Annotated in this window: 21 protein-coding genes and 1 other RNA gene; 11 read left to right on the top strand and 11 right to left on the bottom strand. The window is 62.8% G+C overall.

All coding sequences use genetic code 11. From position 1 onward, the window contains the following. Positions 1 to 60: 60 nt before the first annotated feature. On the bottom strand, positions 61 to 1,908 hold the full coding sequence (locus tag M0D68_RS22230; RefSeq protein ID WP_200618150.1) for a tetratricopeptide repeat protein: 1,848 nt from the start codon (positions 1,906 to 1,908) through the stop codon (positions 61 to 63). Positions 1,909 to 2,046: 138 nt separating this feature from the next. Here M0D68_RS22230 and M0D68_RS22235 point away from each other — a divergent pair, with 138 nt between their 5' ends. The 3 genes from M0D68_RS22235 (at position 2,047) to M0D68_RS22245 (ending at position 5,497) form a co-directional block, all read left to right on the top strand. Further along, a complete protein-coding gene (locus M0D68_RS22235; protein ID WP_093639183.1) occupies positions 2,047 to 2,394 on the top strand; it encodes a helix-turn-helix transcriptional regulator in 348 nt (115 codons plus the stop codon). Continuing rightward, a complete protein-coding gene (locus M0D68_RS22240; RefSeq protein ID WP_266225367.1) occupies positions 2,391 to 3,704 on the top strand; it encodes a cation diffusion facilitator family transporter in 1,314 nt (437 codons plus the stop codon). The genes M0D68_RS22235 and M0D68_RS22240 overlap by 4 nt, the downstream gene beginning before the upstream one ends. Positions 3,705 to 3,772: 68 nt before the next feature. Next, positions 3,773 to 5,497: an FAD-dependent monooxygenase gene (locus tag M0D68_RS22245; RefSeq protein WP_200618152.1), complete on the top strand. Its 1,725-nt coding sequence runs from the start codon at positions 3,773 to 3,775 to the stop codon at positions 5,495 to 5,497. 60 nt (positions 5,498 to 5,557) lie between these two features. Here the strand turns inward: M0D68_RS22245 and M0D68_RS22250 are convergent, their stop codons facing one another. The 4 genes from M0D68_RS22250 to M0D68_RS22265 are packed head-to-tail and all read right to left on the bottom strand — an operon-like array spanning position 5,558 to position 10,861. Continuing rightward, the gene (locus M0D68_RS22250) at positions 5,558 to 5,809 is read right to left on the bottom strand and encodes a formate dehydrogenase subunit delta (protein WP_200618153.1); all 252 of its coding nucleotides are present in this window, start codon (positions 5,807 to 5,809) and stop codon (positions 5,558 to 5,560) included. 8 nt (positions 5,810 to 5,817) lie between these two features. After that, positions 5,818 to 8,793, bottom strand: a complete 2,976-nt coding sequence (gene fdhF / locus M0D68_RS22255; protein ID WP_200618154.1) for a formate dehydrogenase subunit alpha — start codon at positions 8,791 to 8,793, stop codon at positions 5,818 to 5,820. Between the two features lie 14 nt (positions 8,794 to 8,807). Further along, complete coding sequence (locus tag M0D68_RS22260; RefSeq protein WP_200618155.1) at positions 8,808 to 10,379, bottom strand: NADH-quinone oxidoreductase subunit NuoF; 1,572 nt, start codon at positions 10,377 to 10,379, stop codon at positions 8,808 to 8,810. After that, positions 10,376 to 10,861, bottom strand: coding sequence for an NAD(P)H-dependent oxidoreductase subunit E (locus M0D68_RS22265; protein WP_093639199.1), 486 nt, complete (start codon positions 10,859 to 10,861; stop codon positions 10,376 to 10,378). The genes M0D68_RS22260 and M0D68_RS22265 overlap by 4 nt, the downstream gene beginning before the upstream one ends. 134 nt (positions 10,862 to 10,995) lie before the next feature. On the opposite strand from M0D68_RS22265, the gene M0D68_RS22270 reads away from it, so the two are divergent. After that, a complete protein-coding gene (locus M0D68_RS22270) occupies positions 10,996 to 12,075 on the top strand; it encodes a substrate-binding domain-containing protein (RefSeq protein WP_093639202.1) in 1,080 nt (359 codons plus the stop codon). 109 nt (positions 12,076 to 12,184) lie between these two features. After that, positions 12,185 to 12,451 (top strand): hypothetical protein, encoded by a 267-nt coding sequence (locus tag M0D68_RS22275; RefSeq protein WP_200618156.1) that lies wholly within the window; start codon positions 12,185 to 12,187, stop codon positions 12,449 to 12,451. Positions 12,452 to 12,574: 123 nt separating this feature from the next. Here the strand turns inward: M0D68_RS22275 and M0D68_RS22280 are convergent, their stop codons facing one another. The 5 genes from M0D68_RS22280 to ompA form a co-directional block, all read right to left on the bottom strand. Further along, positions 12,575 to 12,943 carry a hypothetical protein gene (locus M0D68_RS22280; RefSeq protein WP_093639206.1) on the bottom strand — a complete coding sequence of 123 codons (369 nt, stop codon included), beginning with the start codon at positions 12,941 to 12,943 and terminating at the stop codon, positions 12,575 to 12,577. A 252-nt stretch (positions 12,944 to 13,195) separates the two neighbouring features. Further along, positions 13,196 to 13,565: a transfer-messenger RNA gene (gene ssrA / locus M0D68_RS22285) on the bottom strand. A gap of 181 nt (positions 13,566 to 13,746) precedes the next feature. Further along, complete coding sequence (locus M0D68_RS22290) at positions 13,747 to 14,460, bottom strand: HAD family hydrolase (protein ID WP_200618157.1); 714 nt, start codon at positions 14,458 to 14,460, stop codon at positions 13,747 to 13,749. A 33-nt stretch (positions 14,461 to 14,493) separates the two neighbouring features. After that, positions 14,494 to 15,192 carry a bifunctional 2-polyprenyl-6-hydroxyphenol methylase/3-demethylubiquinol 3-O-methyltransferase UbiG gene (gene ubiG, locus M0D68_RS22295; protein ID WP_093639212.1) on the bottom strand — a complete coding sequence of 233 codons (699 nt, stop codon included), beginning with the start codon at positions 15,190 to 15,192 and terminating at the stop codon, positions 14,494 to 14,496. A 219-nt stretch (positions 15,193 to 15,411) separates the two neighbouring features. After that, a complete protein-coding gene (gene ompA / locus M0D68_RS22300; RefSeq protein WP_054037229.1) occupies positions 15,412 to 16,059 on the bottom strand; it encodes an outer membrane protein OmpA in 648 nt (215 codons plus the stop codon). A 540-nt stretch (positions 16,060 to 16,599) separates the two neighbouring features. Between ompA and gyrA the strand changes: the two genes are divergently transcribed. Together gyrA and M0D68_RS22310 are read left to right on the top strand one after the other, a co-directional pair. Further along, positions 16,600 to 19,188, top strand: coding sequence for a DNA gyrase subunit A (gene gyrA / locus M0D68_RS22305; protein ID WP_234486501.1), 2,589 nt, complete (start codon positions 16,600 to 16,602; stop codon positions 19,186 to 19,188). Between the two features lie 123 nt (positions 19,189 to 19,311). Next, a complete protein-coding gene (locus tag M0D68_RS22310; RefSeq protein ID WP_054037403.1) occupies positions 19,312 to 19,914 on the top strand; it encodes a DUF2059 domain-containing protein in 603 nt (200 codons plus the stop codon). 5 nt (positions 19,915 to 19,919) lie between these two features. Here the strand turns inward: M0D68_RS22310 and M0D68_RS22315 are convergent, their stop codons facing one another. Next, positions 19,920 to 20,162 (bottom strand): hypothetical protein, encoded by a 243-nt coding sequence (locus tag M0D68_RS22315; RefSeq protein ID WP_093639218.1) that lies wholly within the window; start codon positions 20,160 to 20,162, stop codon positions 19,920 to 19,922. Positions 20,163 to 20,241: 79 nt separating this feature from the next. Between M0D68_RS22315 and serC the strand changes: the two genes are divergently transcribed. The 4 genes from serC (at position 20,242) to M0D68_RS22335 (ending at position 24,671) form a co-directional block, all read left to right on the top strand. Further along, complete coding sequence (gene serC, locus M0D68_RS22320; RefSeq protein ID WP_093639299.1) at positions 20,242 to 21,324, top strand: 3-phosphoserine/phosphohydroxythreonine transaminase; 1,083 nt, start codon at positions 20,242 to 20,244, stop codon at positions 21,322 to 21,324. A 78-nt stretch (positions 21,325 to 21,402) separates the two neighbouring features. Next, complete coding sequence (pheA, locus tag M0D68_RS22325; RefSeq protein ID WP_200618158.1) at positions 21,403 to 22,485, top strand: prephenate dehydratase; 1,083 nt, start codon at positions 21,403 to 21,405, stop codon at positions 22,483 to 22,485. 81 nt (positions 22,486 to 22,566) lie between these two features. Further along, complete coding sequence (gene hisC, locus M0D68_RS22330) at positions 22,567 to 23,679, top strand: histidinol-phosphate transaminase (RefSeq protein ID WP_200618159.1); 1,113 nt, start codon at positions 22,567 to 22,569, stop codon at positions 23,677 to 23,679. 50 nt (positions 23,680 to 23,729) lie between these two features. Next, positions 23,730 to 24,671, top strand: coding sequence for a prephenate dehydrogenase/arogenate dehydrogenase family protein (locus M0D68_RS22335; RefSeq protein WP_200618160.1), 942 nt, complete (start codon positions 23,730 to 23,732; stop codon positions 24,669 to 24,671). The last annotated feature ends 3 nt before the right edge of the window (positions 24,672 to 24,674 follow it).

Genomic DNA, 24,674 nt, shown 5'->3' on the forward strand with positions numbered 1-24,674 from the left:
AGAGCGCGGGGTTTTTTCTTGAGCGTTGCGTCGGCACCGAATTCGCTGAATCCGGCCCAGTTAGCCGCGGCGCAATTCGTTAGCCACTGCCTCCACCACGTCGCCCCATTCGCCGGGTTGCGGCTGGCGCAACAGCGTTACGCCCGGATACCACGGACTGCGCGACTCGCCGACGAACCAGCGCCAATCCGCAGCGAACGGCAGCATCAGCCATAGCGGTTTTTTCAGGGCGCCGGCTAGGTGAGCGATCGACGTATCGATCGACACGACCGCGTCGAGCCGCTCGATGATCGCCGCGGTATCCGCAAAATCGCCGATCCGCTTATCGAAGCGATGAATCGACGCCGCATGCGGATGCGCGTCGAGCGCCGCGTGTTCCTCGGCGCTCAGTTCAGGTTGCAGCACGATCCAGTCGATCCCTTCGAGCGCGAACAGCGGAGCGAGCGCGGCGAGCGGCATCGAACGGGTTTCGTTCTGCTGGATGCGTCCTGACCACGCGATGCCGATCTTGCGCTTTGCGTGACCGCCGAGCGAGCCGCGCCATTTGCGGCCATAAGCCGGCGGCGCGCTGAGGTAGGGCGTGCGATCGGGAATCGTGTCGTAGGTTGTGCCGAGCGCGAGCGGCAAGCTCAGCAGCGGGCATTGCAGATCCGCCGCTGGACGCGGTGTGCCCTGGACGATCAGTGTCACGCGCCACGCTTGTGCTGCCGGTGCAAGCAGCGGCAGCAGTTGCGGTTGCACTTCGAGCACAACGCGCGCGGCACGCTGTGCGGCCAGTGGCACGAAGCGCACGAATTGCAAGGTATCGCCGAAACCCTGTTCGGCATGAACGAGGAGCGTGCGTTGTTCGATCGGCTCGCCGTGCCAGCGCGGCAACGTCTGAATGACCGGATGCGCGGTGGTTTGCAGCCGCCATTCGTATTCCGGCAGCCCACGCGCGAAATCGCGCAGCGCGAGCCAGGCCAGCGCGCGGTTCATGTGCGCGGAGGCGAGATCGGGGCGCAAGCGCAGCGCCTGATCGAAGGCCCGCACTGCAGCGGCATGCGCGCCCAGTGCCTGGTGTGCGGTGCCGAGACTCAGCCATGCGAGCGCGAACTGCGGATCGAGACCCACTGCGCGCTCGAGATACGGCAGCGCTTGCGCAGGGCGTCCCAGCGCCGCGAGCGCGTTGCCGAGCCCGAAGATGGTGGGCGGCAGGTTCGGCTGCAGGGCGAGCGCTGTCTGGAAAGAGGCAACCGCTTCTGCGTGGCGGCCGGTGGCGTCGAGCGTATTGGCGAGATTGAAGTGCGCGGCGACGAAGCGCGGTTCGGCTGCCAGTGCGGCCTGAAATCGCGGGATCGCCTCGTCCGCACGGTCGAGCGCGTTCAGCGACATGCCCATGTTGTTGAGCGCACCCGCATGCCCAGGGCGCAGTTCGAGCGCGCGCTGGAACGACGCGATCGCCTCCGTATGCCGGCCGAGCGCGTGCAATGCATTGCCGAGATTGTTATGCGAAGACGGGTCGTTCGGTTGCAGGCGCAGCGACTTCTCGAAGGCGTCAGCGGCGTCTTCGTGGCGGCCCACCGACGCGTACGCATTGCCCAGGTTGTAGTGCGCCATCGGGAATGACGGCGCCAGCGTGAGCGCATTGCGGAACTGTTCGATGGCGTCGTCGATCTGGCCGAGCGCCTTCAGCGCATTGCCGAGGTTCAGCTGCAGCGCGGCGTCTTCCGGGCGCAGGTTCACCGCGCGCCGCACGAGTTCGGCGGCTTCGGCGTGCTGACCCTGCTGGTGGCGCAGGACGCCCAGCAGGTGCAACGCATCGACGTGCACGGGGTTGCCGTCGAGCGTCGCGCGGTAGCCGCGTTCGGCGTCGTCGAGGCGGCCGTCACGATGCGCCGCGAAGGCGCGGTCAAATACTTGTTGCATGACGGAGGGGTGGCATTCGGGTGAGGCAGAGGCCGCATTTTCCCACACTCGCCGGGCCGCTCTCCAAATTGACCTGTTGTCTCGATATCTATAACATATGAATACCTGTTCATATGTATGTCAATGATGCCGCTTACCATGGCTTCCGCTATCTCACCCGTCAGCGTCGAAGACCGCCCGGTGGAGACGATCGTGCCGCTGGCCGACCTGTTCCGCCTGCTTGGCGATCCGACGCGTTTGCGCATCGTGCTCGCGTGCGTCGACGAGCGGCGCGCGGTCGGCGCGATCGCGGAGGGGCTGGGGTTGTCGCCGTCGCTGGTGAGCCACCATTTGCGGCTGCTGCGCGCGGCGCGGATCGTGCGCGCAGAGCGGCAGGGCAAGCAGGTGTTCTATCTTGCCGCCGATCGCCACATCAGCGCGATGCTGGCCGGCATGCTCGAGCATGTCGCTGAGCCGGCCGGCGAATTTTCTTTGGACCCGTCATGAAGAAAATCACCGCCCCGCACCGGGCCGCCGAAGAGCGCGAGGACGATCACGCGCCGGTGTGGCTCGAGGGGGAATTCGATGGCATCGATGGGGAAGATGCGCAAGGCGAGGGGAAGGGTGGCGATGCTCGCGATCAGGGCGAGCTTCGGCACGGCGCAGGGCGCCCGGATGCTGACGATGCACGTGCGAGCGGCTTGCAGGGGCACCGCACGCAGGGACACGAAGCGCATGAGCGCGAGGCAAGCACGCACGGTATTCGTGAGCAGGGCGCGCATGATCACGGCGCGGACCACAGCCACAGCGTCGACGGTCATAGCAGCCACGCCGCCCACAACCACGACAGCCACGCCGACCATAGTCACAGCGACCACGCCCACGGCAGCCACGCCGGCCACAGCCACAACCACAGCGGTCACAGCCACGCCCACGCACCCGCCCCAGGCCACGGCCGCGCGTTCGCACTCGCCGTCGGGCTGAACGTAGCAATCGTGGTGGTTCAAGCCGTCTACGGCGTGATCGCGCATTCCACCGCGCTGCTCGCCGACGCCGGCCACAATCTCTCCGACGTGCTCGGCCTGCTGCTCGCCTGGGGCGCAACCTGGCTGGTCGCGCGTCGTCCGTCAGCACGCTACACCTTCGGCTATGGCAGTTCGTCGATCCTGGCGTCACTCGCCAACGCGGGGCTGCTGTTGTTCGCGTGCGGCGTGATCGTCGCCGAGGCAATCGGGCGCCTGATGAATCCGGCACCCGTCGCAGGGCTGGTGGTGTTCGTCGTCGCGACGGTCGGCGTGGTCGTGAACGGCTTCTCGGCGTGGCTCTTCATGCGCGGCCAGAAGGAAGATCTGAACATTCGCGGCGCGTTCCTGCATATGGCCGCGGACGCCGCCATCTCGGCCGCGGTCGCGATCAGCGGCCTCGTGATTCTCTACACCAACTGGACGTGGCTCGACCCGGTGATGAGCCTCTTCGTGGTCGCGGTGGTGGTAGTCGGCACGTGGGGACTGCTGCGCGATTCGGTGCGCATGGCGCTCGACGCCGTGCCGCCAGGCGTCAGTCTGCAGGATATCCGCGACTATCTCGCCGGACAGCCTGGCGTCACCGACGTGCACGACCTGCACGTCTGGGCCTTGTCGACTACCGGCAACGCGCTCAGCGCGCATCTGGTGATGCCGGCAGGTCACCCCGGCGACGAGTCGATCGACGCCATCGTCGTCACTCTGCGCGAACGTTTTTCGATGCAGCACGCTACGCTGCAAGTCGATCTCGGCACCACCGAGCACCGATGCGCGATGGATCATTCCCACGATTGATGCAGCGCACCGTTGAGCGGCTTATCGGCGGCGTACACTAGAACGGTCTGTTGTCTCCGGAGTCCCGCATGGACGCTGCCGCACACGATGCGTCGCCGGTGCTGATCGTTGGGGCGGGTCCGACTGGACTCGCCGCGGCAATGAGTCTGGCGCGTGCCCACATCCCCGTGCGTCTGATCGACAAAGCGCTGCAACCGAACCCGTATTCACGGGCCATCGGCATTCAGGCGCGCACGCTCGAACTGTTTGAACAGCACCGCCTGATCGAGCCGTTTCTCGACCTCGGTCATCGCGCGCGCATCGCCAATCTTTTTTCCAATGGCATGCGTCTCGCGCGCCTCGATTTCGATCCGTTGCGCACGCGCTATCCCTATCTGCTGTTTCTCGATCAATCCGTAACCGAACGTTTGCTGACGGAGCATCTCGCGACGCTCGGCGTGACAGTCGAACGCGGCGTTGAGCTGATGATGTTCGTGCAGGGTTCCGCCAGCATTCAGGTGACGCTGCGCCGCGCGGACGGCCATACCGAGACTCTGCGCCCGTCGTACGTGATCGCGGCTGACGGCGCGCATAGCACGATCCGCCATCGGCTCGGTTTGAGCTTTGCGGGCAGCACCTTCGAGCAGACGTTCCTGCTGGCCGATGTGCATGCCGAAACCGATTGGCCCGAGGACGAATTCCATATCTTCGCGTCGGGCGAGGGTCTCGTCGCGCTGTTTCCGATGGGTCATGGCCGTCATCGTCTGATTGCGGACCATCCGGTCGAACCGACCCCGGTCCCGCCGCCGGCCACGCCCGCGGTGCTCGGCGAGCCGCCGCTCAACCACGTCTCGCCGCCGTCGCTCGAAGAATGCAAGGCGCTGATCACCCGGCGCGTGCGGGAACGCGTCGACGTGTCGGACCTGGCATGGTCGTCGTATTTTCATCTGAACAGCAGAATGGTGGATCGGCTGCGTGTAGGCCGCATCTTCCTCGCCGGGGACGCGGCTCACGTACACAGCCCGGCCGGCGCGCAAGGAATGAACACGGGCATTCAGGAAGCGTTCAATCTCGGCTGGAAGATCGCGCGCGTTCTGAAAGGCGCGGCGCCTGACCGTCTGCTCGACACGTACCACAATGAACGGCATCCGATCGAACGCGACGTGCTGCGGCAAACGGGCTTCATCACGCATATGGCCGAGGCCGATCATGGACCGCTGAAGCTGCTGCGCGAGCGCGTGATGCCGGTGCTGGCCGCGCTCGGCCCGCTGCGCGATGCGGCGCGTATGACGATCAGCGAGTTGTCGGTCCAGTATCGGCGCAGCCCGCTAACGCTTGAACGTCTGCTCGACGGCGGCCCGCGTGCCGGCGAGCGCGCGCCGGATGCGTTGGTGCACGTAGTGGATGGGCCACTTGGCCGTGCGCCGGGCGTCGGTTGCATTTTCGATCTGCACGATCCGGCGTTCTTCTCGTTGTTCCTGCTGGTCCCGCCGCTCGCAGTGGACGACACACCGCTTGATCCGGCCGCGAAGCACGCACCGCCGCCGGACCCGGAACTGGAGCGGCTGGCTGTGGAAATCGAGCGATTGTTGCCGGGCGCGGTGCGCATCTGGCGCGTGACCGATACGAGCGGCGAGGGCGGTCCGGCGCTGTCCGAATCGTATGGGCGCACACGGCCGTCGTTCTATCTGGTGCGGCCGGACGGCTACATCAGCGCGCGCGGCCGTACCGGGTCCGACCTGCACGGCTTGCTGCGGCACTGCGAAGCGTGGTTCGCAGTGGGCGGCGTGATACCGGAGCAGGCGGCGCTGTGAAGAGGCGCTGGCACGAACACGCCTCGCGCGCGTCGTATCCGCCTGCTGACCAGCCTTCGCTTAAACCGCAGCCGCCGCAGCCGGCGTCAAGCTGTCACGATGCTTGACGAGCGCTTCCCTGACGATGCCCGACATCTCGATACCGCTCGCATCCGGCTCATCGAGCGCCGCCAGCAAAGCGCGCCGCATGCGCGGCTCCCAGAAGCGGCGGATATGATCGGCGATGCCGGCGAGCGCTTCCTCACGGTCCGGCATCGAATCGAAAAAGTCGCCGATCCGGTTCGCCATGTCGATCAGATTCTGATTGTCCATGGCTTGCCTCACTTACCCGACGTTGCGTTGGCCAACTCGCGCTGCTTCAGCAGATCGAGCTGCTCCGTGTTGAAGCGCGAATAGTCCTGCTGCCATTGCGACGGCTGTTCGACCGGCATCACCTGCACCGCCGTCACCTTGTACTCGGGACAGTTGGTGGCCCAGTCCGAGCTATCGGTGGTGATCACGTTCGCGCCCGACTCGGGGAAGTGGAACGTCGTGTAGACGACACCCGGCTGCATCCGCTCGGTCACCTTCGCGCGCAACACGGTTTGTCCCGCGCGCGATTCGATGCCGACCCAATCGTCATTCCTGATACCGCGTTCTTCCGCGTCGTGTGGATGGATCTCGAGACGGTCTTCGTCATGCCAGCGCGAATTCTCGGTGCGGCGCGTCTGTGCGCCGACGTTGTACTGCGACAGGATGCGGCCCGTGGTGAGCAGCAGCGGGAACTTGCGCGTGACCTTTTCCGGCGTGGCAATGAACTTCGTGATCACGAACTTGCCCTTGCCGCGCACGAAGGTGTCGATGTGCATGGTCGGCGTACCGTCGGGCGCGTTCTCGTTGCATGGCCACTGGATGCTGCCGAGTTCGTCGAGCTTCTTGTACGACACACCATGGAAGGTCGGCGTGAGACGTGCGATCTCGTCCATGATCTGCGACGGATGCGCGTAGTCCATTTCATAACCGAGCGCGCGCGCGAGCATCACTGTGACTTCCCAGTCGGCGTAACCCGGCACCGGCGGCATCACCTTGCGCACGCGCGAGATGCGACGTTCCGCGTTGGTGAAGGTACCGTCCTTTTCGAGGAACGACGAGCCCGGCAGCAGCACGTGCGCGTACTTCGCGGTCTCGTTGAGGAAAATGTCCTGCACGACGATGCATTCCATCGAAGACAGCGCGGCCGACACGTGATGCGTGTTCGGATCGGATTGCACGATGTCTTCGCCCTGGCAGTACAGGCCCTTAAAGGTGCCGTGCACGGCGGCGTCGAACATATTCGGAATGCGCAGGCCCGGTTCGGGCTGTAGCGTGACGTTCCATGCTTCCTCGAACAACGCACGCGTGATCGAATCGCTGATGTGGCGATAGCCCGGCAGTTCGTGCGGGAACGAGCCCATGTCGCACGAACCCTGCACGTTGTTCTGGCCACGCAGCGGGTTCACGCCGACACCTTCGCGGCCGATGTTGCCGGTGGCCATCGCCAGATTCGCGATGCCCATCACCATCGTCGAGCCTTGCGCGTGTTCGGTCACGCCGAGGCCGTAATAGATCGCGGCGTTGCCGCCGGTGGCATAGATGCGCGCGGCTTCGCGGATGGACGCGGCGGGCACGCCGGTGAGTTCCTCCGTCGCTTCCGGCGCGTTCTCGGGCAGGGCGACGAACGCACGCCATTGCTCGAACGCGCGCGTTTCGCAGCGCTCGGCGATGAACGCTTCGTTCAGCAAGCCTTCGGTCACGATCACATGCGCAAGCGCATTGACCACTGCCACGTTGGTGCCAGGACGCAATTGCAGATGATGCGAGGCCTTGACGTGCGGCGTATCGACGATATCGATGCGGCGCGGATCGACGACGATCAGCTTCGCGCCTTCACGGATACGGCGCTTCATACGTGAGCCGAACACCGGGTGGCCGTCGGTCGGATTCGCGCCGATCACCATGATGACGTCCGCCTTGTCGACCGAGGCGAAGGTTTGCGTACCGGCCGATTCGCCGAGTGTGGTCTTCAGACCGTAGCCGGTCGGCGAATGGCACACACGTGCGCAGGTGTCGACGTTGTTGTTGCCGAACGCGGCGCGCACGAGCTTCTGTACGAGATACGTTTCTTCGTTCGTGCAGCGCGACGACGTAATACCGCCGATCGAATCGCGGCCGTGCTTCGCCTGAATGCGGCGGAATTCCGACGCCGCGTACGTGAGCGCTTCTTCCCAGCTGACTTCACGCCACGGATCCGTGATTTTCGCGCGGATCATCGGCTTGGTGATGCGGTCCTTGTGCGTCGCGTAGCCCCAGGCGAAGCGGCCCTTCACACACGCGTGGCCTTCGTTGGCCTGGCCGTTCTTGTGCGGCACCATCCGCACGACCTGGTTGCCCTTCATCTCCGCCTTGAACGAGCAGCCGACGCCGCAATAGGCGCACGTGGTGACCACCGAATGCTCGGACTGGCCGAGCATAATGACCGTCTTCTCCTGCAAGGTCGCGGTCGGGCACGCGGCGACGCACGCGCCGCACGATACGCACTCCGATTCCATGAACGGCTTGTTTTCGCTCGCGGCGACGCGTGATTCGAAACCGCGCCCGGCGATGGTCAGCGCGAACGTGCCTTGCGTTTCTTCACACGCGCGCACGCAGCGATTGCAGACGATGCACTTCGATGGATCGTACGTGAAGTACGGATTCGATTCGTCCTTCTTGTCCTTCAGATGGTTCGCGCCGTCAAAGCCGTAGCGTACTTCGCGCAAGCCGGTGACACCCGCCATGTCCTGCAATTCGCAGTCGCCGTTGGCGGGACAGGTCAGGCAGTCGAGCGGGTGATCGGAGATGTACAACTCCATCACGTTACGGCGGAGCGATTGCAGACGATCGGTTTGCGTGCGGACCTTCATGCCGGCTTCGACAGGCGTCGTGCACGAAGCAGGGTAGCCGCGCTTGCCTTCGATCTCGACCAGGCACAAACGGCACGAGCCGAACGGTTCGAGCGAATCGGTCGCGCAGAGCTTGGGCACGTTGACGCCGGCTTCGACGGCGGCGCGCATTACGGAGGTGCCGGCCGGAACCGTCACCGCCTGGCCATCGATTTCCAGCGTGACGTCGACGTCGGCATGACGCGCGGGCGTGCCGTAGTCGGTGTCGTCAAAGAACGAACGGGGCGCACGTTGCGCTTGTGCTTGCGATTTGCACGCGCAATTACCGGAGCCGCAGCCGCCACTCAAAGGGACTTCCTTCGGGGCGCCGGCAGGGGAGTTGAGCACATCTGACATGTGAGGCTCCTGGGTCAGGCCGCAGCCGCTTTGGGCGCGAGGTCGTGTACGTTATCGAGACCGAAGTCTTCGGGGAAATGGTCGAGCGCGGACAACACCGGGAACGGCGTCATGCCGCCCATCGCGCAGAGCGAACCGGATACCATCGTGTCGCACAGGTCGCGCAGCAACTGCACTTGCCGCGTGGACGTATCGCCGTTGCGGATCCGTCCGATCACTTCGACACCACGCGTCGAGCCGATCCGGCACGGTGTACATTTGCCGCACGATTCCAGCGCGCAGAAGTGCATCGCGTATTGCGCGAGTTCGGCGAGATTCGACGTGTCGTCATGCACGACGATGCCGCCGTGGCCGACCACCGCGCCGACGGCCGCGTACGCTTCGTAGTCCATGGGGATGTCCCACTGGCTTTCCGGCAAATACGTACCCAGCGGGCCGCCGACTTGCACGGCGCGCGCCGGGCGTCCGCTTGCCGTGCCACTGCCATAGTCATAGAGCAATTCGCGCAGCGTGACGCCGAACGCCAACTCGACCAGACCGCCTTGCTTCACATTGCCGGCGAGCTGGAACGGCAGCGTGCCACGCGAACGGCCCATGCCGAAATCTTTATAGAAAGCAGCGCCACGCGCGAAGATGATCGGCACCGTCGCGAGTGTGATGACGTTGTTGATCACGGTCGGCTGGCCGTAGAGGCCGACTAGCGCCGGCACCGGCGGCTTCGCGCGCACAATGCCGCGTTTGCCTTCGAGCGATTCGAGCAGCGCGGTTTCCTCGCCGCAGACATAGGCGCCTGCGCCCTTCGCGACGAACAGTTCGAAGCGATGCGCCGCCGAGCCGAGCACGCTATCGCCGAGCCAACCGGCGGCGCGTGCTTTCGCGATCGCGGCTTCGAGCGTCGCGATCGAGTGCGGATATTCGCTGCGCACGTAGATGTAGCCGACTGTCGCGCCGGTCACGACGCCCGCGATGATCATCCCTTCGATCAGCACGTACGGATCGCTTTCCATCACGAGGCGGTCGGAGAAGGTGCCGGAGTCGCCTTCGTCCGCATTGCAGACGATGTATTTCTGCGCCGCTTTGGCGCCGCGCACCGTGCGCCATTTGATGCCGGCAGGGAAGGCTGCACCGCCGCGGCCGCGCAGGCCGGATTCGATCAGCGCTTCGCAGGCGGCGTCGCCGTCGGTTTGCAGGGCTTGCTTGAGACCTTCGAGGCCACCGTGGGCGACGTAATCGTCGACGGACAGCGGATCCGTGATGCCGATCCGCGCGAAGGTCAGACGCTGCTGCTTCTTCAGATACGGGATGTCATCGACTACACCGACACGGCGGGCGTGCTCGCCACCTTCGATAAAGCCGGCGTCGAACAGCGCGGCAACGTCGCTCTCTTCGACGTTCGCATAGCCGACGCGGCCTTCAGCCGTCGCAACTTCGACGAGCGGTTCAAGCCACAGCAACCCGCGCGAACCGTTGCGAACCAGTTCGATTGCAATGCCGCGACGCGCGGCTTCGGATTCGATCGCTTGAGCTAGTGCATCGGCGCCGAGCGCAAGCGCCGACGAATCGCAGGGTACGTATATGCGCGTCATGCCGTGACCTCCACGCATTTGCTGGCGGCGGCGAAGAGCGCGTCGAATTTCTGCGGCGTCACTTTCGCGTGGAGCGTGCCGTTGACCATCATCGCCGGCGACAGCGCGCATTGTCCGAGGCAGTAGACCGATTCCAGTTCGACCGTCTCACCATGCCGATGCTCCGCGTCAAAACGGCAGCCGGTGTGCGCCTCGATATGCTGCGCGAGCGCCTCGGTGCCCATGCTGCGGCATGCTTCGGCGCGGCACAGTTGCACCGTGACGGGCGCCGCGGGCTGCGTGCGGAAGTGGTGGTAGTAAGTGATGACGCCATGCACTTCCGCGCGCGACAGATTCATGGCACGCGCGAGAGGCGCAACCGTGTCGGGCGGCACGTAGCCGAGTTCATCCTGAATGGCGTGCAGTACCGCTAGCAGCGACCTGCCCGGTTGCGCGTGACGCTGCACCAACTGCTCCGGCGCGACGGCGATGGAATCGTCCAAGTGGGGGCTCCTCCAAAGTCATATATGCACTTGTTATTCATAATGCGTGCACTTATGCTTCGTATATTCGATATGGGATAGCCGAACAATAGGCGGGTGATTCGCCTCATGCAATAGGAAAGAGTTGAACATATATGATCAGGATCGAGTGCCAGGCGCAGCTGGTTGTGAAGGGCCCGGATGGCCGTGAGGCAAGCCTGTCGGACGTCGTGCCGTTGCTCGCGCTGGTGGACGAGTCTGGCAGCATCGCGCAGGCGGCGACGCTTAAGGGTTTGTCCTACCGTCACGCGTGGGGTTTGTTGCGCAGCATCGAGGAGCGTTTGGGTGGTCCGCTGATCGCGAAGGAGCGTGGGCGCGGCTCGGTGCTGTCCGAACTCGGTCAGGCCGTGCTGCGCGCGCAGCGCCTGTGCGGCGAGCGGCTCGACGGCAACATGCAGGCGCTCGCGAGCGAAGTCGCCAGCGAATTGAACCGCTGGCTCGCGCCGGCCGCCGACGACGTCCGCATCTACGCGTCGCACGGTTACGCCGTGGCGGCGCTGGTGACGGCATTGGTCGCGAACGACCTCCCGGTCGATATCAAATACCGCGACAGCGCGGACGCGGTGAGCGCGCTCGCCCGGGGCGAATGTGATCTGGCCGGTTTTCACTTGCCGCTAGGCGAGTTTCGCGCGGCCTGCGCGGATACCTATCGACGTTGGCTCGATCCGCAGCGTCACGTGCTTGTGCATCTGACGAAGCGCAAGCAGGGCCTGTTTCTCGGCAAGGGGAATCCAAAGGGCATCGGCGGCCTGAGCGATCTCGCGCGCGACGACATTCGCTTCGTCAATCGTCAGCCTGGTTCCGGCACGCGCATGCTGCTCGATCTCGCGCTACGAAAAGTCGGAGTCGATCCGGATCGGGTCAACGGCTATGCATCGGCGGAACTCACGCACTCGGCGATCGCGGCGTTCGTGGCAAGCGGCATGGCGGATGTGGGTTTCGGCGTCGAGCCGGCGGCGCATCACTTCGGGCTCGACTTCATTCCGATCGTCGACGAAGACTATTACTTCGCCTGCGACCGCGCCCGGCTGGAGCGCGCGCCGCTCGCAACGGTGATCAACTTGCTGCGCGGCGCGGCATTTCGGCATAGCGTTGAACAGCTCGAAGGTTACGATCCACGCGACTGCGGCAAGCTGCTCGATCTCGATGCGGGGCTAGGCCCTGGTGCGGCGTAAGCGACTGTAAACAAATTGGTGCCGTCGCCGCTGCGAAGGGCGTTTGTTTGGGATAATCTCTACCCTTCCGCTTACGCCTTAACCGCGCGCCGTGGCGCGCTGAACCGATATGAAAGTTCTTCTTCACGCATGTGCTGCGGCAGCGACGGCCGGGGTGCTTCTCGCCACCGCTTCGGTTGCTTTCGCACAGAATTCGCCGGGTGTGCCGGGCGGTATCCTGCAAGATCAGTTCCGTCTTGCCGAGCATCCGCAGATGCCGTTTGCGGCGTCCACGCCCTCGGACAAATACCAGTCCAACAAAAAATCAGCCATGCGCAAGCGCGGCGACAATGGCGATCCGAACGGGTGTAATTTGCAGTGTCCTAAAGACGAATAAGCGAATCAGCGCTTTCATGTTCCGTTTTGTATTCGTTCGAGACGCCGGCTTGCAGCCGGCGTTTTTCGTTTAAGTTTTTTTATAAGGTCTCTCGGTTCTGGCCCATCGTTCAGCGGCTGTCGGTTATGGCTTCGCCGTGTGCCACATGTCCTTGAAGCCGTCTCCCTTCATGTCGCCCGCTTGCTTGTCGGCCGCGTAGCGATACAGCGGATGGCCTTTATAAGCCCATTGCTGTTTGCCGTCGGCCGAAGGAATCACGGTCCAGTCGCCTGAGGGCTTGTCCGACGTGCTCGCCATGGCCGCCGGCCAGTTAGTCATGCAGCCGCCGGTGCAGGCGCTCATGCCGGGCTTGGTGTCTTTGTCGAAGGTATAGAGCGTCATGCCGTCCGCGGTGACGAAGCGGCCGTCGACGATCTTCGGGGCCTCGGCAAAAGCAGTCTGTTGCAGTGCGAGGAGAGTCAGCGTGGTGAGGCATAAGAGAGTCTTGCGCATGATGTCGGCTCCTGGTTTTGATGTTGGTCTCGCGCGGAACGCAGTGTGCGGTCGTGCGTGCGGAATAAACGATTGGACGAATGCGTTTATTCCCTTGGCCTCACGCCGATTTCTTTGATACCTGCCAGCAAAAAGGCCCGCTCGATGCTCGATGAGCGGGCCTTCTGTTTTATGTATAGGCAACAAAAAACCCGCAAGCAGCAGGCCGCTTACGGGTTTTGAGTCTTGATGGTGTAGCTTGAAACAATGTTCTGGTGGAGGCGGCGGGAATCGAACCCGCGTCCAGAAGCACTCTACGACTAGTTCTACATACTTAGTTCTGTCATTTGATTTAACCACCACGACGCGGACGAACACGCTGCGTGACGGCGATTCACTAGATTTTCGACCTTGGCGTCGTGACGCCACCAAGACTTAACTGACGTATATGACCTCTGTCGGTATTGCTACCGGTCTTGCGACTCTAGCCCGTCAGTGAACTAGGCAGAGGACGGCGGCCCTTAGGCTGCCAGTGCGAACGTTTCGTCGTTTGCAGTTACGTTTTTCCCATTGATTAACGAGGTGACGGGTCCTCGGTATGCCCTAGCCGCTTCGCAACCCCTGTCGAAACCAGGTCGCCCCCGCGGTTCGTTGCCCAAAACATCTGGGCCAGACGGAGATTTTACAATAGTTTGACGGCCACGTCCTGGGTGATTGGCTTGATGGCTGGCCGTGTGCTGGTGCGCTGTCAATGCGAAGCCGCAAGCCGCTGCCATGCATTGCGTGTGGCGTGCCTGTGGTGTTCGCTATTTGCGTTCAGCGGTTCAGCCGATGTCGCGCAACAGCTTCTGCAACTCCGCGGGCGAGTGCACGACATGCTGCGCGTGCCATTGCGTCGGCGGAATGTCGTTGCCGCAGTAACCATAGGCGGCCGCGATGGTCTTCATGCCGGCCGCGAAACCCGCCTGCACGTCGCGCAGGTCGTCGCCGACGTAGACGATGCGCTCGGGCACGACATCCAGCTCACGCGCGGCGTGCAACAGCGGCGCGGGGTGCGGCTTCGAATGCGGGGTCGTGTCGCCGCTCACCACGCAGCCGGCGCGCTCTTCGAGGCCGAGTTGCGCGATCAGCGGCTCAGTGAGCCTTGCCACCTTGTTCGTCACGATGCCCCAGCGCACGCCCCGCGCATCGAGATCGTCGAGCAATTCGGGAATGCCGGGAAACAGCGTGGTCTCGATGCATAAGTCCGCTTCATAGTTGGCGAGAAACTCCTCACGCATCGACGCGAACTCGTGATCGTCAGGGCCGATGCCGAACGCCCCCCCGATCAGACCGCGCGCGCCCGCCGACGCGAGCGGCCGCAGGTCTTCGAGCGGCACCATCTCGAGGCTGCGATCGTGGCGCATCTTGTTGACTGCGGCCGCGAGATCGGGCGCGGTGTCGGCCAGCGTGCCGTCGAGGTCGAACAGGACAGCCTGGCAAAGACCGAGCGCGTTGTCGTTGTCTTCGCGTTGGGGCAGGGGCGTGGGATCGCTCATTGATTGGATTGAGTCCGGGCAGGTCGAGGCGGATCAGACGTCGCGGCGGCAGGCGAGCATGTAGTTCACGCTCGTGTCGGCGGACAGCGTGAAGTGCTTGCTGAGCGGGTTATAAACGATACCTTTGATGTCGACTGTACGCAGGTCGGCAGCGCGCACAAAGCCGGCCAATTCCGAGGGGCGGATGAAGCGCGCGTAGTCGTGCGTACCCTTGGGCAGCATCCGCGCGATATATTCGGCGCCGATCACCGCAAACAGATACGACTTCACATTGCGGTTCAGCGTGGAGAAAAACACCCAGCCGCCGGGTTTCACGAGCGTTTTGCATGCTTCGACAATGGCGGCCGGTTGGGGCACGTGTTCGAGCATTTCCATGCAGGTGACGACGTCGTAAGTGCCCGGTTCGCGGGCGGCGAGTGCTTCGGCGGCGATTTCTTCGTAACTGACGGTTACACCACTTTCAAGGCTGTGAAGATCCGCCACGCCGAGCGCTTGGGTCGACAGATCGATTCCCTTCACATGCGCCCCCAATCCCGCCATCGACTCCGACAGAATGCCGCCGCCGCAGCCGATATCCAACACGGTTTTGCCGGCGAGATGTGCGTGCGCGTCGATCCAGCTTAGACGAATCGGGTTGAGTTCATGCAGCGGTTTGAATTCGGCATTCGGGTCCCACCAACGATGCGCGAGGTCGCTAAATTTCTGCAGTTCGTGGGGATCGGCGTTGGTCATAGCGGAAGCTGCCTCGATGAGAGCGTTGAGCGGGCGCTCGAGGATAAACCCTGAGTATATAGGCCGGGCGACGGGGCGGCAAAATGCCGCGCGGTGGCTGGCGCGTCCTGTTCCGGCAGATCGGGCGCGTACTCGGAGGAGAAGGCGAGTAGCGCCCGCAGCTGCGGCATAAAAAAAGCCCCGCCGAAGCGGGGCTTTGATACTGCGGTAATTTGTAGCTTACTGCTTCGAAGTACCGACAACTTCGACTTCCACGCGACGATCCGGTGCGAGGCAAGCGACGAGTTGCTTGTGGTTCTTCTGGTTGCAACCGGTCGTGACCGGGTTGCGCTTGCCCTTGCCTTCCGTATAGATACGGTTGGATTCGATGCCCTTGCTCACGAGGTACGACTTCACAGCTTGAGCACGGCGCAGCGACAGGCGGTCGTTGTACTTGTCCGAACCGATACGGTCCGTGTAACCCGTTGCAACGATGACTTCCAGGTTCAGCGAGCCGACCTTCGATGCCAGATCGTCCAGCTTTTCCTTGCCAGCCGGCTTCAGGATGGCCTTGTCGAAGTCGAACAGAGCGTCAGCTTGATACGTAATCTTTTGGCTCGTAATAGCCGGTGCAGGTGCGACCGGAGCCGGCGGGGTCGGAGCCTGGGCAACCAGGGCGCCATCGCACTTAGCGTTGGCCGTTGCCGGCGTCCAGAATGCATCGCGCCAGCAAAGCTCGTTCGTGCCGTTCATCCACACGTATTCGCCGGTACCATTCACCCAGTTGTCGTTCGTAGCTTGTCGCGACGCCGGCACCGATTGCGCCATGGCGGATGCAGCCATAACTGCGGTAGCTGCAATGAACGCGAGCTTTGAAAGTTTATTCATATTTCTCCTCTCGAAATTGAGATTACCGCAGGTTTACTGCGAGCCTGTTGACGAAGACAAGTCATACATTGCTCGAAGTATAACATCGGTGTAGAACAAAAAACGTGCTGTGTAGACTTCGAGCAGTGTCTAACTCTTTGTGCGTTGGCATTTTGCCATATCGTTCCCTTCCAACGATAAAAAAATCTGCCCCCGATCAAATCACCCTCCAATTGTGGTGCATGCGCAACAGAAGCAATCCGCTGTAGGCACCGCCAGTCATGGCTGAGCGGCGAATTGCCCCACGCACAAATCGAGCCTGCCCCGACTTCATCTTGGGGCGTTCAGGCGCCGTTCCCGCTCGTCTGCTAATAGGTATACGTACCCCAGCCGGGGGCGGATGCGCGGCATGTTAGAATCGCGTGATGCGTTGCGCCTGCAATGCTTACGCGAAGGCGCGGCGAGGTGAGGTCAGCTTCACGCCGTCGCCTTGGCACGTAAAAGATACGGATAATGGATCAATTCGCCAAAGAGACTCTGCCAATCTCCCTAGAGGAGGAAATGCGCCGTTCGTATCTCGATTACGCGATGAGCGTGATCGTGGGGCGTGCGCTTCCCGATGTTCGCGATGGCCTGAAGCCGGTGCACCGGCGCGTGCTGTACGCGATGCACGAACTGAACAACGACTGGAACCGGGCGTACAAGAAGTCGGCGCGTATCGTCGGCGACGTCATCGGTAAATATCACCCGCACGGCGACACGGCTGTTTACGACACCATCGTCCGGATGGCGCAGAACTTCTCGCTGCGCTACATGCTGGTGGACGGTCAGGGCAACTTCGGTTCGGTCGACGGCGACAACGCCGCGGCAATGCGGTACACCGAAATCCGCATGGCAAAGATCGGCCACGAGCTGCTGGCCGATATCGACAAGGAAACCGTCGACTTCACGCCGAACTACGACGGCAGCGAAAACGAACCGGCCATCCTGCCGGCGCGTATTCCCAATCTGCTGATCAATGGCTCGTCCGGTATTGCGGTCGGCATGGCGACCAACATCCCGCCGCACAACCTCAACGAGGTTGTCGACGCATGTCAGCATCTGCTGAAAAACCCGGAAGCCACGATCGACGAACTGATCGAGATCATTCCGGCGCCTGACTTCCCGACCGCCGGCATCATCTACGGCGTGGCCGGCGTGCGCGATGGTTACCGCACCGGCCGCGGCCGTGTGGTCATGCGCGCGCTCACTCACTTCGAGGAAATCGACCGCGGTCAACGCATGTCGATCATCGTCGACGAGTTGCCGTACCAGGTGAACAAGCGCTCACTTCTGGAGCGCATCGCCGAACTGGTCAACGAGAAGAAGCTCGAAGGCATCTCCGACATCCGCGACGAATCCGACAAGAGCGGCATGCGCGTCGTGATCGAACTGAAGCGCGGCGAAGTGCCGGAAGTGGTTCTCAACAATCTGTACAAGGCGACCCAGCTTCAGGACACCTTCGGCATGAACATGGTCGCGCTGGTCGACGGCCAGCCGAAGCTGCTGAACCTGAAGGAAATGCTGGCGTGCTTCCTGTCGCATCGCCGGGAAGTGCTGACGCGGCGCACTGTATACGAACTGCGCAAGGCCCGCGAACGCGGTCACGTGCTCGAAGGTCTGGCAGTCGCGCTCGCCAACATCGACGAATTCATCGCGATCATCAAGGCCGCGCCGACACCGCCGATCGCCAAGCAGGAATTGATGGCGCGTCCGTGGGATTCGTCGCTGGTGCGCGAAATGTTGTCGCGCGCCGAGACGGAAAACGCGTCGGCCGGTGGTCGCGAGGCTTATCGCCCTGACGGTTTGAATCCGTCGTTCGGTATGCAGTCCGACGGCCTCTACCGCTTGTCCGACACCCAGGCTCAGGAAATCTTGCAGATGCGTCTGCAACGCCTGACGGGTCTGGAGCAGGACAAGATCATCGGCGAGTACCGCGAAGTGATGGCGCAAATCGCCGACCTGCTGGACATTCTGGCTCGCCCGGAACGCATTACGGCAATCATCGTCGAGGAACTGACGTCGATCAAAGCCGAATTCGGCGACGCGCGCCGCTCGAAGATCGAGCTGAACGCAACCGAACTGAACACCGAAGACCTGATCACGCCGCAAGAGATGGTCGTGACCATGTCGCACGCGGGCTATGTGAAATCGCAGCCGCTGTCCGAATACAGTGCGCAGAAGCGGGGCGGCCGCGGCAAACAGGCCACGGCGATGAAGGAAGACGACTGGATCGACACGCTGTTCATCGCGAACACGCACGATCACATTCTGTGCTTCTCGAATCGTGGTCGCGTCTACAGTGTGAAGGTCTACGAAGTGCCGCAAGGTTCGCGGAACTCGCGCGGCCGTCCGATCGTCAATATCTTCCCGCTGCAGGACGGCGAGAAGATTACGGTTGTCTTGCCGGTCAAGGAATTTTCGGCTGACAAATTCGTCTTTATGGGCACCGCGTTAGGAACCGTAAAAAAGACGCCGTTAGAAGCCTTTGGCCGCGTGCTGCGCAAGGGTATTATTGCGGTCGGTCTGGATGACGGCGACTACCTGATCGGCGCCGCGATCACAGACGGTCAGCATGACGTGATGTTGTTCTCGGATTCCGGCAAGGCAGTTCGCTTCGACGAGAACGACGTGCGCCCGATGGGCCGCGAGGCGCGTGGCGTACGCGGCATGCAACTCGAAGACGGCCAGAGCGTGATTGCGTTGCTGGTGGCCGGCGACGAGCAGCAGTCGGTGTTGACCGCAACCGAAAACGGCTACGGCAAGCGCACGCCGATCATCGAGTACACGCGTCACGGGCGCGGCACGAAGGGAATGATCGCGATCCAGACGTCGGAGCGTAACGGCAAGGTCGTCGCCGCGACGCTGGTGGATCAGGAAGCGCAGATCATGCTGATCACCAATACGGGCGTGCTGATTCGTACGCGCGTATCGGAAATCCGCGAAATGGGGCGCGCAACCCAAGGTGTTACACTCATCAGCCTTGACGAAGGGACCAAGCTTTCAGGTCTGCAACAGGTTGCTGAGGCGGAAGCAGATATCGATGTGGAAGGCGACACCGAAGGTCCTGCCGAAGGCGACAACGGCGGTGAAGACGGTGGTGCGGCCTGATTCGCGTCGGCAGCTTTCAGTCTCAGTTATTGGTTGAAAGCTGCGCAGGGAACAATGGCGTGTCGGGCCGATACGCATCCCGCGCAGCTTGCAGTTCAAGTTAATTTCTCTTAGGGAGTAATGATGCAAAAACGATTCAAACAACTGATGTTGCTGGCTGCTCTCGTGCCGACCTTCGCTATGGCTCAAGCGCTTCAGAGCCCGGCCCCGGCGGCTCCGGCTGCTGCCGCTGCACCGGTTGATCCGGCCAAGCAGGCTGCAATCAAGGACTTGCTGGACGCAATCGACGCACAGAAGCTCGTCGGCGCGATCGGCAACAGCGCCCAGATGCAAGCCAAGCAGCTGGTTCCGGCTATCCTGTCGGACGCCCTGAGCGAAAACAAGACGATGACGGACAAGCAGAAGCAGGCTTCCGTCCCGACGCTGCAAAAGAACGCAGTGCCGAAGCTGGTTGACGGCGCAGGTCAAGTGTTCGCAACGGACAGCTTCCGCCAGGACGCCATGCAAGCTCAGTACGACGCTTACGCGAAGTACTACAGCACGTCGGAAATCAAGGATCTGACCGCGTTCTACAAGAGCCCGACTGGCCGTAAGTTCATCCAGGTGCAAGACCAGGTTGGCCGCGACGTCGTGAATGGCTTGATGCAAAAGTACATGCCGCAATCGATCAAGGCAACGCGCGACCAGGCTGACAAGGAAGTCGCTTCGGTCAAGCCGGCTAAGTAAGTTGGTTAAATGAGTTGGCTAAAAAAGCCGGCGAGTTGAACCAAAGGGTCGAAAGGCTGCGCTGACATCGCGCTAGCCGCCGCTCCGCAAGCCATATGGCGTGTCGGGTTTGGCGGGTTGGCGGTGACAATGCGATAATGGCCGTTTGCGCACACGCGCAGACGGCCATTTTCTTTTTGGGTGCGGAAATATTGCCAAACGCGCGTCGTCAAACTCGCGTTGTCGAGTTCGCGTTGCAAGCTTTGCAATGGCTGCCTTCGCGGCTGCCAACTTCGCCGATTTTTGCGCGATCTGTTCGTTTTTCGCGCCAGCTTCCAGGATCTCACGATGCGCGTCTTTAATTTCTCCGCCGGCCCCGCGGCCATGCCCGAAGAAGTGCTGCGTCAGGCAGCCGACGAGATGCTCGATTGGCACGGCAGTGGCATGAGCGTGATGGAAATGAGCCATCGCGGCAAAGAATTCATGTCGATCCACGAGGAGGCGCTCGTCGATCTGCGCGACTTGCTCGCGGTGCCAGCCAGCCACCGCATCCTGTTCCTGCAAGGCGGCGGTCTGGGCGAAAACGCAATCGTGCCGATGAATCTGATGGGCGCGAAACCGCGCGCGGATTTCGTCGTGACGGGTTCCTGGTCGCAAAAGTCGCTGAAAGAAGCACAAAAGTACGGCACCGTGCATCTGGCGGCGAGCGGTCAAACGGCCGAGGGCTTCACGCGCGCACCGGCGCGCTCGGAATGGCAGTTGTCGGACGATCCGGCATACGTACATCTGTGCACCAACGAAACGATTCACGGCGTCGAGACGTTCGAGATTCCCGACCTCGGCGATATTCCGCTGGTGGCGGACGCCTCGTCGCACATCCTGTCGCGCCCGATGGACATCGCCAAATATGGCGTGCTGTTTGGCGGTGCGCAGAAGAACATCGGCATGGCGGGTGTGACCGTCGTGATCGTCCGCGAAGATATGCTAGACCGCGCGCAGGCGATCTGCCCGTCGGCGTTCGAATGGAAAACCGTCGCCGAGAACAACTCGATGTACAACACGCCGCCCACGTATGCGATCTACATCGCGGGGCTGGTGTTCAAGTGGTTGAAGAAGCAGGGCGGCCTTACCGCGATGGAAGCGCGTAACCTCGAGAAATCGAAGCTGTTGTACGACACGATCGATTCGAGCAGCTTCTATCTGAACAAGGTCGAGCGTGGCTCGCGCTCGCGGATGAACGTACCGTTTTTCCTCGCCGACGAGTCGCGCAACGAAGATTTCCTGGCCGGCGCGAAAGCGCGGGGAATGGTGCAGCTAAAGGGCCACAAGTCCGTCGGCGGCATGCGGGCGTCGATTTATAACGCCGTCCCGCTCGAAGGCGTCAAAGCGCTTGTCGAATACATGAAGGAATTCGAACAGCGCAGCGCCTGATCGTCTTCGATATTCAGGCACGCGCATCCTTTCCAGCACGCATTTGTGCAGCAGCTACCGGCAGGGCCGTTTTCACGCATGGACGACGAACTCAATACCCGACTCAAACCCCTTCGCGAACGCATCGACGCGCTCGACGCGCAGTTGATCGCGCTTCTCAATCAGCGTGCCGCGGTGGCGCTCGAAGTGGGCGAGGTGAAGAAGCATTTCAACGCACCGGTGTTCCGCCCCGAGCGCGAGCAGCAGGTGATCGCGCGCTTGCAGGATATGAGCGCGGGCCCGCTGGCCGGCGAGCATATCAGCGCGATCTGGCGCGAAATCATGGCCGCGAGCCGCGCGCTCGAAAAGAGTATCAAGGCCGCGTATCTTGGCCCGGTTGGCACGTACAGCGAACAGGCGATGCACGAGTACTTCGGTCAGTCGATCGAAGGTCTGCCGTGCCCGTCGATCGACGAAGTATTTCGCTCGGTCGAAGCAGGCGCCGCCGAATTCGGCGTCGTGCCGGTCGAGAATTCGACCGAAGGCGCGGTGTCGCGCACGCTGGATCTGCTGTTGCAAACCCAGCTCACGATCGGCGGCGAACTTGCCTTGCCGATTCACCACAATCTCCTGACGCTGAACGGCGGCCTCACTGGCGTGACGCGAGTGTGCGCGCACGCGCAGGCGCTTGCCCAGTGCCAGCGCTGGCTTGCGACCAACGCGCCGCATCTCGAGCGTCAGGCGGTGTCGAGCAATGCCGAAGCCGCGCGCATGGCGGCGGAAGATCCGACGGTTGCGGCCATCGCAGGCGACCGCGCGGCGACTCATTACGGTCTGCAAGTCGCGTACGCCCTGATCCAGGACGATCCGCACAACCGCACGCGTTTCGTGATGATCGGCAAGGAGCGCACCGGCGTCAGCGGGCACGATCAGACGTCGTTGATCGTCTCCGTGGCGAACGAGCCGGGCGCCGTGTTCAAGTTGCTGGAGCCCTTGGCGCGCCACAGCGTGTCCATGACCCGTTTCGAGTCGCGTCCGGCGCGCGTCGGCACGTGGGAGTACTACTTCTACATCGACGTCGAAGGCCATCGCGACGAGCCGGCGGTTGCCGCCGCACTCACCGAACTCGGTCAGAAGGCCGCGTTCCTGAAGATACTCGGCTCGTATCCGCGCGCCCGTTGATGTCGGCCCAGGCGCGCGCACGCGGTCTGGGCGCGCCTGTCGCAGGTCCACTTACTACTAATTAGTCGTTCGGAGATTTTCATGACAACGTCCTTCGGTCCTTCCTATGTGCGCGCGATCGCGCCTTACATCGCCGGCAAGCCGATTTCGGAAGTGGCCCGCGAGTTTGGCCTCGACGAAGCGACCATCGTGAAGCTCGCGTCGAACGAAAATCCGCTCGGCATGCCGGAGTCGGCGCAACGCGCCATGGCCCAAGCGGCCAGCGAACTCGGCCGCTATCCGGACGCGAATGCGTTCGAACTGAAGGCCGCGCTGAGCGAGCGCTACGGGGTGCCGGCCGAGTGGGTCACGCTCGGCAACGGCAGCAACGACATTCTCGAAATTGCCGCGCATGCGTTCGTCGAGAAGGGTCAGTCGATCGTCTACGCGCAGTACTCGTTCGCGGTCTACGCGCTCGCCACGCAAGGCGTGGGCGCAAATGCGATCGTCGTACCAGCCGTCAAGTATGGCCACGACCTCGACGCGATGCTCGCCGCGATTACCGACGACACCCGCCTGATCTTCGTCGCGAATCCGAACAACCCGACCGGCACGTTCATCGAAGGCGCGAAGCTCGAAGCGTTTCTCAACAAGGTGCCGCGCAACGTGGTCGTCGTGCTCGACGAGGCGTACACGGAATATCTGCCGGAAGAAAAGCGCTACGACTCGATCGCGTGGGTGCGCCGTTATCCGAATCTGCTGGTCTCGCGCACGTTCTCGAAGGCGTTTGGCCTGGCCGGCCTGCGTGTCGGCTTCGCCATCGCGCAGCCTGAATTGACCGATCTGCTGAACCGTCTGCGTCAGCCGTTCAACGTGAACACGCTGGCACAAGCTGCAGCGATCGCGGCGCTGAACGACAAAGCGTTTCTGGAAAAGAGCGCGGCCCTGAATGCGCAAGGCTATCGTCTTTTGACCGAAGCGTTCGACAAACTCGGCCTCGAGTATGTGCCGTCGGACGGCAACTTCGTGCTGGTGCGCGTCGGCAATGACGACGCAGCGGGCAACCGCGTCAACCTCGCGTTGCTCAAGCAGGGCGTGATCGTTCGTCCGGTCGGCAACTACGGTTTGCCGCAGTGGCTGCGCATCACGATCGGCCTGCCGGAAGAAAACGAAGCGTTCCTCGCGGCGCTCGAAAAGACCCTCGCCACCGCGTAAGCGATTGACCTTGACCCGCGCGCCTCACTTTATGAAGGCGCGCTTTTTCAGTGACCGACGTGGCCGCGTTTTCTTTTAATAAGCTGGTGATTTTCGGTGTCGGCCTGATCGGCGGATCGCTCGCGCGCGCGCTGCGTGAGCGGGGTGAGGCGGCAGGCGCGCGAACCGTGGTGGGTGTCGGGCGTTCGTCCGCGTCGACGGCACGCGCGCTCGAGTTGGGTGTGGTCGATGAAACCGCGGCGTTGGGTGACGGCGCGGCGTTGCGTGCGGCGTTGTCCGGCGCCGATTTCGTGCTGCTTGCGGCACCTGTCGCGCAGACACAGCCTCTGCTCGAACGTATTGCGCCGTTTCTCGACGCAGGCACGATCGTCACCGATGCCGGCAGCACCAAGTCGGACGTGGTGGCTTCCGCGCGCGCGGCGCTCGGTGCACGCATCGGCCAGTTCGTGCCGGGGCATCCGATTGCCGGCCGCGAGGCGAGCGGCCCGGATGCGGCGTTGCCCGATCTGTACGTGAATCGCAATGTCGTGTTGTGTCCGCTGCCGGAGAACACGCCGGAAGCGGTCGAGCGCGTTGCCGCGATGTGGCGTGCAACCGGCGCCTGTGTGCGGGAGATGACGCCCGAGCAGCACGATCGCGTGCTCGCATCGGTGAGCCATTTGCCGCACGTTTTGTCGTTCGCGCTGGTCGAGCAGATTCTCAATTCGCCCGACGCCGCGCTGAAATTTTCATTCGCTGCCGGCGGCTTCCGTGACTTCACGCGTATCGCCGCGTCGAGCCCGGAAATGTGGCGCGATGTGTGCGTGGCGAATCGCGCCGCGCTGCTCGACGAACTCGATGCCTATACGGCGGTGCTCGCGCGCTTGCGCGCGGCGATCGAATCCGGCGACGGCGCAGCGCTCGAAGCGGTGTTCGCGCGCTCGCGCGTCGCGCGCAGCGAATGGCAGGAACAGCGCAGCGCAGGGGCCGCCCTCGGCGACGCCTCGAAATAACCG

The sequence above is a fragment of the Paraburkholderia sp. SEWSISQ10-3 4 genome, from assembly GCF_030464785.1.
Taxonomy (GTDB): domain Bacteria; phylum Pseudomonadota; class Gammaproteobacteria; order Burkholderiales; family Burkholderiaceae; genus Paraburkholderia; species Paraburkholderia aspalathi.